The sequence below is a fragment of the Flavobacteriales bacterium genome (genome assembly GCA_020635795.1).
Lineage (GTDB): Bacteria > Bacteroidota > Bacteroidia > Flavobacteriales_E > Vicingaceae > Vicingus.
Map to the genome: position 1 here is coordinate 336,600 of JACJZD010000001.1, position 11,276 is coordinate 347,875.

Here is an 11,276-nt window from a genome sequence, read left to right on the forward strand (position 1 = left end):
TATTTAATTGTTTGAGTTATTCATATCAGACAAAAACTGTTCCAAAGTTGCAGAATCAGTAATTAAAACCTGACGAGCTTTACTTCCTTCAAAAGGACCAATTATTCCTGCAGCTTCCATTTGATCAACAATTCGACCGGCTCTATTGTATCCAATTTTTAGTTTTCGTTGAAGTAATGAGGCAGAACCTTGTTGGCTAGATACAATAATCCTAGCCGCATCATCAAATAAGGCATCTTTTTCGTCGTCATCAAAAGTACCAGTACCGCCTGATGATGATTCACCAACAAATTCAGGTAAAGTAAATACCTCTGGGTATCCTCGTTGATTTCCAATAAAATCACAAATACGTTCAACTTCAGGAGTATCTACAAAAGCACATTGTACACGAATTAAATCGTTTCCTTGTGAAATAAGCATATCTCCCTTACCGATTAATTGATCAGCACCGCTGGTATCTAATATTGTTCGTGAGTTGATACCTGAAGTTACTCTAAAGGCAATTCTACCTGGGAAGTTAGCTTTAATAATTCCAGTAATAATATTGGCGTCTGGTCGTTGTGTGGCAATAATTAAGTGTATTCCAATGGCACGTGCTAATTGAGCTAATCGAGCAATAGGGGTTTCTACTTCCTTCCCTGCAGTCATTATTAAGTCGGCAAACTCATCAATAACCAACACAATGTAAGGTAAAAATTTGTGACCGTCGTTGGGGTTTAATTTTCGCTCTATAAACTTAGTGTTGTATTCCACAATGTTACGAACCATGGCGTCTTTTAATAAGCCGTAACGCTCGTCCATTTCAATACATAAAGAGTTCAACGTGTTTATTACTTTTTGGTTATCGGTAATAATAGCGTCTTCTGTATCAGGGAGTTTTGCAAGGAAATGTCGTTCAATTTTATTGTAAAGTGTTAACTCTACTTTTTTAGGGTCAACCAGTACAAACTTTAATTGTGAAGGGTGTTTTTTGTAAAGTAATGATGTTAAAACAGCATTTAACCCAACCGATTTACCTTGTCCAGTAGCTCCAGCCATTAACAAGTGAGGCATTTTTGCTAAGTCAAATACAAAGGTTTCGTTGGTAATGGTTTTACCCATTACAATAGGCAATTCCATTTTAGAATTTTGAAATCTATCGGAAGCAATACAAGTACGCATGGATACAATTTCAGGGCTTAAATTTGGCACCTCAATTCCAATGGTTCCTTTTCCGGGCATGGGAGCAATAATACGTATGCCAAGTGCTGCCAAACTAAGCGCAATATCATCTTCTAAGTTTTTAATTTTTGAAATTCTTACACCAGCCTCAGGAACTATTTCGTAAAGTGTTACAGTTGGACCAATGGTAGCTTTTATCGAAGCAATTTTAATGTTGTAGTTTTGAAGGGTGTCTAAAATTCTGTTTTTATTAGCCTCAAGCTCCTCTTGCGATACTTTTCTTTGGGTATTTCCAAAATCTTTTAAAAGATCGAGAGGAGGTAATTGATACGAAGATAAATCAAGTGTTGGGTCATATTCCCCAAATTCTGCTACTTTACTATTTATTTCAGATTCTGTTAAGATTTCTTCAGTTTCTTCGGTTTCTTCAACCACAAAAGAAACGCCTTTCTCATCAATGGTTTCTGTTTTTACTGGAGGAGTATTGGTTGATAAAACAATTTCTGATTCATTGGTTTCATCTTCTATTTCATCCTCAATTATTGTGTGGGGAGTTTCTTCAACTGTTTCAGTAGGTTGTGTTTGGGGTTCCTTAAATTTATTTTGTCCTGTTAAAGGTTTTTCTTCCTGTGGTTCAATAATTTCATCATCATCTTTAAGTTCTTTCTCTAGCTTAGAAAACGTTTTGGTTAAAGCAAAGTTGAAATTAAAATTGATAATGAGATAAATCAATAACGATAACAATAAAATAAAACCAACTCCAATTTTGCCAACTATGCTAATTAACCACAAGTTGGTTTGGTAGCCGAATGTACCTCCAAGAATGGGTTGTTTGGCAAAAAGAAAACCTAAAGCAATTGATAACCAAACAATACTAAAAATAGAATAGTTGAATGTTTTCTTTAATGAAAGCAATTCAACTTTAAACAATATTCTAAACCCCAAAATAAAAAATAGTAGTGTAAAGATGAACGAAGACACCCCAAACCCAGAATAAATAAACTGATGAGCTAGTAAACCGCCAAATTTACCCATCCAATTTTCTAAAAGAATTTCATTGTTGAATAGAATGTTGTTCCAACTTTCGCTTAATTTATCTTGGTCAATTTTCCAAGTAAATAAGTAGGAAGCTAATGACAGTAGAGTGAATAGCGAGAAAATTAACAAACTAACCCCCGTAATTTTAACCAATTTTTCGTTGGTAAAAACCTGAATTACTTTATTGAAAAACCCAAATGAATTTTTTTTAGAATCGGCTTCGGTCTCTTTTGAAACTTTTTTTGTTTCAGTCTCTTTGTTTACTTCAGTTTTAAATTGATTTCTAGCCATTTAGTGTAAGTTCAATATTTATCAAAGATAGATAAATCAATACATCTATAAATGAAAAACGACGTTATTAAATAACAATGAAGTGTGAATAAATATTGTGCAGAAATAAGCGCTTAATTACTTAAAGCTATCAAATATTTCCTGCATTTCTTTGTCCATTTCTGGTTCAGAAATTTGTTTGTAATCGGTAGGCAATAAAAACTCTTCGTCATCAACCTTTTTATAGGTAATTTTTGTAGCGGTAAAACGCATACAAACGCCATATTTCTCGTATTGATATTCCAACATTACGCCAGGAATATCTTTAAACTCGTTGCACCAGTTAGGTGTTTCAATCTTTATTTTATCGGTATAATAAACGATAAAAGCATCATGTGAATCATTGTTTACCGTTACTATTGCTTTGTTGCAGTTGTAACCAATTATTTTCTTTACATCATTGGTAAATTCTACCGAGTATGTTGGTTTCGTACTCATTGATTTAACAATTTCATCTCCATTTAACCGTAGAGAATATTTCTTGTTAATCAACTTAACCATCTGTAAAAATTCTTGGTCGTTTTTATTGCAAACAAAACTCGATTTAAACATTCCCATTCCAGCCGATAGGCTGTTTGAGTAGGTATTGTCTTTAAAACTAAGCTTCATTTTTTGAGGCATAAAGTCACGCATAAAGTTATCTTTCTCCATTTTTGGGTAAGTAACCTTATAATCAATAACTCCTTCGCTTTGATTTGATACGCCATCTCCACATCTAGTTAAGATGAGGGCTACAAAAGTTAAGAATACTATTTTTAATAGTTTATTCAAGACCAATAATTTAGGCGTAATGCACAAATATATAAATCTTTTTATGAACTATTGGTTAATATAAAATAATTGCAGTTAAACTTATAGTGTTTAACAATTAATAACCCAAAATCTTTAACATTGATTTAGAACTTTGCTCTTTGCTAAATAGTTTGGTGAAGTATTCTCCGTTTTCATCCCTGTCAACTATAACATGTTTTGGCGATGGAATTAGGCAGTGTTTGATGCCTCCATATCCTCCCAGTGATTCTTGATAAGCACCTGTGTTGAAAAATGCTATATAGAGCGGTTCTTCATTTGAATTGTCAACTTTTGGTAAGAATATTTGATTTACATGAGCTTCAGAATTGTAATAATCTAAACTATCACAGGTCATCCCTCCTAAATTGGCTCGCTGAAATTCTTTGTTCCAATGATTTATTGCAAGTAAAATGTAGCGTTGATTAATTGCCCACGAATCAGGTAGGGTAGTAATAAACGAATTGTCAATCATGTACCACATTTCAGTGTCGTTTTGCTCTTTAACATCAATAATAGAGTAAATGTTAACACCACTTTCAGCTACGGTAAATGAGCCAAATTCTGTAAAAATGTTAGGTTCTTTAACACCTCGACTATTGCAATAATCTTTTATTTGGGCTACAATTTCCTCAATCATGTATTCGTACTCAAACTCAAAACCCAACGAGTTTTTAAATGGTAAGCCACCACCAATGTTTAATCCTTCTAATTCAGGACAAATGGTTTTTAAGTCGCAGTATATGCTCAATGCTTTTAAAAGCTCAGTCCAATAGTATGTGGTGTCTTTTATGCCAGTATTGATAAAGAAGTGAAGCATTTTAAGCTTAATGTTCTTGTTGGGCTTAATCTTGTTTTTGTAAAACTCTTTGATGTCTTTGTGTCTGATACCAAGCCTAGAAGTGTAGAATTCAAAAGAAGGTTCTTCTTCCGATGCAATTCTAATACCAATATTTATTTCTTTAGTGTCTTTTATTTCGTTGATGTAGTAGTCTAATTCTCTTTTGTTGTCAAGTATTGGAACAATGTTAAACCCACTTTTCATTAAATCGGTAATACCTTGAAGGTAGGGCTCTCTTTTAAATCCATTACTAATGATGTAGTTGTTTTTTGAGATTTTTTTCTCTTCAAACATCTGTTTAAGAATCTCAATATCATAGGCAGAAGAAGTTTCAATGTGAGCATCGTTTCTTAAAACCTCTTCTAAAACAAATGAAAAATGGGAACTTTTTGTGCAATAACAATAAGTATAATTACCTTCGTAGTTCACTTTTGCCATAGCCACCTTAAACATGGTTTTGGCTTTATTGATTTGTGCAGATATCTTGGGTAGGTACGACAGTTTTAAAGGTGTTCCATATTGTTTAATAATATCCATTAATGGAATTTTATTAAAGTGTAGTTCATTTTCAATAACTTCGTAGCCATCTTGCGGAAAGAAAAATGTTTGCTCTATTAAATCTTGATAAGTGTTTTTCATTTTGTTAACTTAAGTGAGTTAGATTGGTGTAAAATTACAAAAGTAAATGACTTGGATGAGGGTTTTTATAATTAATTAGCGATGAAAGAAATAAAAATAATTAAAAATCGGTCGGACATAGGTGCTGGAACTCGAGGCTCAGACTTGGGTGTAGATGCTATAGAAATAGCTGCAATTAATGCGGGTAGCGATTTTTTTAATAACCATAGTTATGTTGATGTACCTACATCAAACGAGGCTGTTTATGGTAAACAAAATACGCCTTATGGATTAAGAATTGATAAAGTTAGAGCTGTTTGTGAGCGTTTATCGGAATATGTTAAAGACACTTTAATCGAAAATAAATTCCCATTGGTGCTGTCTGGCGATCATTCTTCGGCTTTAGGTACAATAAGTGGAATTAAATGTGCTTACCCTAATAAACGATTGGGAGTAGTATGGATTGATGCGCATGCCGATATTCATTCTCCTTATACAACGCCGTCTGGCAATATACATGGAATGCCATTGGCTGCTGCTTTGGCTGATGACAACATGGATAAAAAAAGAAACGATGTTTCTGAAACTACCCGAGAAAATTGGGAAGCCATGAAAAACATTGGTAACATCACACCTAAAATTTTACACTCAGACTTGATTTATTTTGGTGTTAGAGATACCGAATCTCCAGAAGATTATACCATAGCAAAAAACAACATAAAGAACTACAAAGTTGAAGAAGTCAGGTATAGAGGAATGGGGCTGTGTTTAACAGAAGCACTTCAAAAACTTAATCACTGTGATTTAATTTACATTTCGTTTGATGTAGATAGTATGGATTGCGATTTAATTTCTAAAGGAACAGGAACTCCTGTTTCGAAAGGTTTTGACCAAAACGAAATTAAACAGATTATAAATGGAATGATAGAGTCGGGTAAAGTAGCTTGTTTAGAAGTAGTTGAAGTAAATCCGTGTTTAGATAATAAAGGTAATGTAATGGCAGAAACTGCATTTGATGTGTTGCTAGATGTTACCGATAAAATAGAAAAAGTGAATATCAAATAAAGTTTCGCGCAGATTTTGCAGATTTACGCGGAGAATAAATTATAATGAAAGAGGAAGATAATATTTCATACGACATTAGAGGCGCTGCATTCAAAGTGTATAATGAGCTTGGTCCTGGCTTGTTTGAGTCTGTTTATGAGGCTGCCATTGCTTATGAATTAACAAAAATGGAAAGGGGAGTAAAAACACAACTGCCTATACCTGTTGTGTATGAAGATGTTAAATTGGAATTAGGTTTTAGACTTGATTTATTAGTGGATGATTTGGTTATTATAGAAGTTAAATCAATAGAAACGCTTTTACCTGTCCATCACAAACAACTTTTAACTTATTTGAAATTAACAAATAAGAAACTTGGTTTATTGATAAATTTTAATGAAGATCCAATCAAAATAGTAAGAATAGTAAATAATTTATAATCCAAGATAAATATAATATCTAATCAGCGGAAATCTGTGGAATTTGCGAGAAAAAAAGTTGTGAAAATATCAGCGTTTATTAGCGACATCTGCGAGAAATAGAAAAAAATATGGAAAATACAATAATGCAAAAAGTGGTTGAAGCAATTCAGTCGCTTTACAATGAAAATATAGACAGTAAATTAGCTCAACCACAAAAAACAAAAAAAGAATTTGTAGGAGACTTAACGGTGGTGGTTTTTCCTTTTTTAAAGGCTTCAAAAAAATCGCCAGAGCAAACAGCTCATGATTTGGGTGAATATTTAAAACAACACATTGACCAAATCGAAGATTTTAATGTGGTTAAAGGTTTTTTAAACTTGTCTATTTCTGCAAATTATTGGGTGGAGCTTTTTGGAAAAATTAATGCCAATAAAACCTTTGGTTTTGCTTCAACTTCTGGTAAAACGTACATGGTGGAGTATTCTTCACCAAATACCAATAAACCGCTGCATTTAGGGCATTTAAGAAATAACTTTTTAGGCTATTCGGTTGCAGAAATTTTAAAAGCAAACGGACACGAAGTGTTTAAAACTCAAATTATTAACGACCGTGGCATACACATTTGTAAAAGTATGTTGGCTTGGCAAATGTTTGGTAATGGAGAAACTCCTCAAACAAGTGGGTTAAAAGGCGACCATTTGGTGGGTAAGTATTATGTGGAGTTTGACAAAGCATACAAAAAAGAAATTCAAACTTTAGTGGATGCTGGAACTGAAAAAGAAGTAGCTGAACGAGAAGCTCCAATTTTTAAAGCTGCTCAAGCCATGTTGTTGAAATGGGAGGAAGGCGATGCTGCTGTGGTTGACTTGTGGAAAACCATGAACGGCTGGGTGTATGAGGGTTTTGATGTAACCTACAAAACCATGGGAGTTGATTTTGATGAGTTGTATTACGAATCGGACACCTATATTTTAGGTAAAGATGTGGTAGAAAAAGGATTGGCAGAAAAAGTGTTTTATCAAAAACCTGATGGCTCCATTTGGTGCGATTTAAGTGCCGAAAAAATGGACGACAAATTGTTGTTGCGTGCTGATGGAACTTCGGTGTACATGACACAAGATATTGGAACGGCTATTGAACGTTACAAAAAACATCAAAACCTAAGTGGGTTGATTTATACGGTTGGTAACGAACAAAACCATCATTTTAAGGTGTTGTTTACCATACTTAAAAAATTAGGCTACAGTTGGGCGGATGGTTGTTACCATTTATCGTATGGTATGATTGAATTGCCCGAAGGTAAAATGAAATCGCGTGAAGGAACGGTGGTGGATGCCGACGATTTAATGGAAAGCATTGTGCAAGATGCCAAAGCAAGTACACAAGAGCGTGGACACATCGAAAACATGAACGAAACGGATAGAGAACAGTTGTATGCTACCATTGGCTTGGGTGGATTAAAATACTTTTTGTTAAAAGTTGACCCTAAAAAAGGAATGGTTTTCGACCCGAAAGAGTCGATTGACTTGAACGGAAATACAGCACCATTTATACAATATGCTTATGCACGAATTCAATCGTTATTGGCAAAAGCACAAGAAAAAGGATTTAGCAAAACTTTTACAAGTGTTGATACTAACGAAAAGGAAATAGGTTTGATTAAACTCTTGAACGATTACCCTACCGTTATTGCCGATGCAGGTAACACATATAGCCCAGCGGTGTTGTGTAACTATGTTTTTGATTTGGTTAAAGAGTTTAACAACTTTTACCAAACTGTTGATATTTTACGAGAAGAGGACGCTAACAAATTGGCATTTCGTTTACAATTAGCAGAAAATGTGGGCAAAGTAATAAAATCTGGGATGGATTTATTGGGTATTAATGTTCCTGATAAGATGTAAATCGTACTTATTTTATTGAAACTCTTAGATAGATTTCTTTTTCTAAGCAATTCATTGATTTCATTTTAAAAAATATATTATTATCATCTTGCTTAGATTCGTCTGTAAACCAACTATCAATAATAAGGACAAGTTGTTTTTTTGTTGCAACGTCAAAGATTGTTATTTCTTCCTCCCCATAATTTTGGGAATAAGAATATATTAGTTTACAATTTGAAGTAATGGGTTTCCCTAATGTGCTAAAAGTCATTCCATCTAAAAGACTAACAGAAAGGTGTCCCCAAGATTCATACCCACTTATATAGATTAATAAATTATTGCAATATATTCCTTTGAATTCATACTGCAAGTTCTCTTTAAAATCAATAGAAGTATCTATTGCACATGCTTTTAATTCTTCTCCTTCTATAGATTTGAAATAGTAACAGAGCCCTTTTTTTATGAATATGTTAGGATATTCTTTTTGGAAATATTCTTCTGGTTTCTGTATGACAAGAACCAAATTTTGTTCAACGAAAACATTTTCATATGTTTTAGCATCTATTGTGTCTATTTTATAAGTGAGTTGATGAATTAATTCACGAGTGGTTAGTTCACAATTCTGTGCCAAAAACTTAAAGTGAAGTAGGATAAAAGAGATTAAAAAAAGTATAGTTTTTGTATTCATGTGTAATTCAATCTGATTTTATAATTTTTTTCCAATCTCAAATCGTTCCAACAAAATCTAAAAACACTTTCTTGTGCAGTTCCAAATCCATGTTGGCAGAAAGAGCTACTCGGGCAATGTAATCTTTGTCGCCTTCTTTGGTTGTGCCTTGAGTTGATGTTGCAGGTATCGTCCAATAACAACCTTTTAACTGTCCGTAACTCACGCAATACTTACTTTCGTTAGGTATTTTTGTAATCATTAAGTTGATTAGTTTATGGTTTAATTCCCTTTTGTATGCTTCTTTTTCTTCAGCAGTATTTCCTTTTGTTGGTAGGTCTAACGAAAATACGGATGGTGTAAACCCTTGTTTTGCCAACTCTTCTGAAACAAAATTGATTTTTGCTGTTGGCAGGGTTTTGCTAATAAAGTTTACAAATTCACGCGTGTTTTTGTAAGCGTCACTAATTCGTTGATTCATCGAAGGCATTTGTTGAGCCAAAATTTCATATTGTAGGGCTGTAGCCTCGTTATCGCAAAGTAATAAGTGCTTTTCTACTTTCTCCATCAAAGCAGCGGTTTTGTTGTTTCCTACACAGTATCCAGCAGTACAAAGTCCGCCACTCGGGAATTTAGAACCACTAGCAAACGAAATGGTTTTAACCGATGCAAGGATGTCGTTATCGCCTAAAAAGTGCACATTAGGGCAAAATGTTTGGTCTAAAATAAACACTGGCGGTATTGCGATACCGCCATTTGCAGTTTTACGCGTTGCACTTAATACATTTTTTAATTGAATCAAATCAGGCACTTCAACTCGTGGGTTGGTAGGTATTTCAGCAATAATGTAAGGAACAGCATCTTCGTTGGCAATTTTAGCTAAAACCGTATCAATACTTTTATTCATGTCGTTACCGCCATCAACGGGTAAATCAACCACGTCAACATGATTAAGGCAAGCAGCAATACGTCTGGCTTGGTCGTTGGTACCACCATAACAATTTGGTGGAACAATAATTTTTATCGCTTTTCCTTTATGGTTTTCCACCGCATCATGGATTAAACCCATTAAAATGGCATATTGAATAGATAGTCCACTAGAAGCAACAAGTGCTTTTGTGGTTGTACCAGTAATTTCGTTGATTAAATTTAATACCGCTGTTTTGTTTGCCTTAACATTGTTTTTTGGAGTTTCAATTGCTGACTTATCGATGAGCAACTTTAAAGCTGAAAGACAATTGGCTGGTGTCATTGCAATGGTTTCTCTTCGTCTTACATGCTGAATTTCTGAGATATAATCTTCATTTTGCTCGCCATTTACCAATAAAATACTTCCGAGACTACCGTTAACATTGATGTAAAAATCAACGTTTGAAGTAAGATTAATCGCAGCAATTTCATCTTGTTGTGAAATAAAAATAGTACTGCCGTTAAAAGCAGGAATATCCGAAGCTTTATCCACTTGCTTTAATTCAAATTGATAACCATAAATGTTTCGCAATATTTCAGCATCAAAAAAAGCGGGTAATTTACCCTTATAAACAAGTTGAGTGTTTTTATTGGCTAATAAATTTTTTCGTAAAATCGCCAACACAGGCATTGTTTGTGATGAAAAACCAATGACACTTTCAGGTTTTAGATTATTTGATTTAGCTATTGCCCATTCCAGCACACAAGATAATGGATGGCCTAAACGAATGTAATCGTAAGCAGTTGGTAATTCGTTCAGTGCCGTTGATGTAGCATTGTTGGTATTAAACAAGTTTTCGAACTGTTCTAAAAATTGAGTTTTAGCCAATTTTTCTTCGTAAATATCTAGTCGATGAGTGGTTATACTCAACCAACCAGCTGGCATATTTACCAATACATCTTTAATATAATTTAGCATTTTACTTGCTTCCATAATTTAAACCTTTAGAGAAGCCAAAAATATACATTAATTCGATTTGTTTTAGGGGAGTTTGGGGAGTTTTGTTGTGCTATTATTATTCTTTTGTTTTCAAAAACAACTTTATTAGACCATGTGAATTGCAGCTCATATAGTTAACAAGGTATTCATTGTCTTCTAAATCTGTCATATTTATTGTTAATGGTTGCCCATCAATAATTACTTTACTATCACGTCTTTTTGTAACATAATCAAGTTCTTTAGAATCATTTTTGTATTCTAGATAATCTTTTAATAAGTAAAGCGATACATCTGTTTGAGAACCCCCCAACGGGAATAAAATAATAACTTTAGATTTATTGTTTAGTCTTTCAATCAATAAGGTCTTACAAGATAAATCATTACAATTTGTATCGTTAATTAATTCTTTATCAATTGTAATAACAACAGAATTATTTGATATATTTTGTCCAAAAACTAAACTAGAAATAAAACTAAAAAAAATTATTAAAATATATCGTATCATACTATCTAATGTTTAAGAAATACTGAACAATTGTTCAAATACAATTATTTATCTAACCAAATTTAATAT

The 11,276-nt window shown here is 33.4% G+C and carries 9 protein-coding genes; 3 read left to right on the plus strand and 6 right to left on the minus strand.

The window, feature by feature from the left end; translation table 11 throughout:
* Window positions 1–3 precede the first annotated feature (3 nt).
* From H6589_01455 to H6589_01465, 3 genes are all read right to left on the minus strand, one after another.
* Complete coding sequence (locus H6589_01455) at window positions 4–2,490, minus strand: DNA translocase FtsK (protein ID MCB9173254.1); 2,487 nt, start codon at window positions 2,488–2,490, stop codon at window positions 4–6.
* 117 nt (window positions 2,491–2,607) lie between these two features.
* Entirely contained in the window at window positions 2,608–3,300 is a 693-nt protein-coding gene (locus tag H6589_01460) for a hypothetical protein (GenBank protein ID MCB9173255.1), read from the minus strand.
* A gap of 97 nt (window positions 3,301–3,397) precedes the next feature.
* Window positions 3,398–4,798 (minus strand): arginine decarboxylase, encoded by a 1,401-nt coding sequence (locus tag H6589_01465; GenBank protein MCB9173256.1) that lies wholly within the window; start codon window positions 4,796–4,798, stop codon window positions 3,398–3,400.
* Window positions 4,799–4,879: 81 nt separating this feature from the next.
* Between H6589_01465 and H6589_01470 the strand changes: the two genes are divergently transcribed.
* From H6589_01470 to H6589_01480, 3 genes are all read left to right on the plus strand, one after another.
* The gene (locus H6589_01470) at window positions 4,880–5,842 is read left to right on the plus strand and encodes an arginase (protein ID MCB9173257.1); all 963 of its coding nucleotides are present in this window, start codon (window positions 4,880–4,882) and stop codon (window positions 5,840–5,842) included.
* A 44-nt stretch (window positions 5,843–5,886) separates the two neighbouring features.
* The gene (locus H6589_01475; GenBank protein ID MCB9173258.1) at window positions 5,887–6,261 is read left to right on the plus strand and encodes a GxxExxY protein; all 375 of its coding nucleotides are present in this window, start codon (window positions 5,887–5,889) and stop codon (window positions 6,259–6,261) included.
* Window positions 6,262–6,371: 110 nt separating this feature from the next.
* Window positions 6,372–8,147 carry an arginine--tRNA ligase gene (locus H6589_01480; GenBank protein MCB9173259.1) on the plus strand — a complete coding sequence of 592 codons (1,776 nt, stop codon included), beginning with the start codon at window positions 6,372–6,374 and terminating at the stop codon, window positions 8,145–8,147.
* Between the two features lie 7 nt (window positions 8,148–8,154).
* Here H6589_01480 and H6589_01485 read toward each other — a convergent pair whose 3' ends face one another.
* The 3 genes from H6589_01485 to H6589_01495 form a co-directional block, all read right to left on the minus strand.
* Window positions 8,155–8,814 (minus strand): hypothetical protein, encoded by a 660-nt coding sequence (locus H6589_01485; GenBank protein ID MCB9173260.1) that lies wholly within the window; start codon window positions 8,812–8,814, stop codon window positions 8,155–8,157.
* 37 nt (window positions 8,815–8,851) lie between these two features.
* A complete protein-coding gene (locus H6589_01490) occupies window positions 8,852–10,696 on the minus strand; it encodes a PLP-dependent transferase (GenBank protein MCB9173261.1) in 1,845 nt (614 codons plus the stop codon).
* 82 nt (window positions 10,697–10,778) lie between these two features.
* Window positions 10,779–11,207 carry a hypothetical protein gene (locus H6589_01495; protein MCB9173262.1) on the minus strand — a complete coding sequence of 143 codons (429 nt, stop codon included), beginning with the start codon at window positions 11,205–11,207 and terminating at the stop codon, window positions 10,779–10,781.
* Window positions 11,208–11,276: the final 69 nt, after the last annotated feature.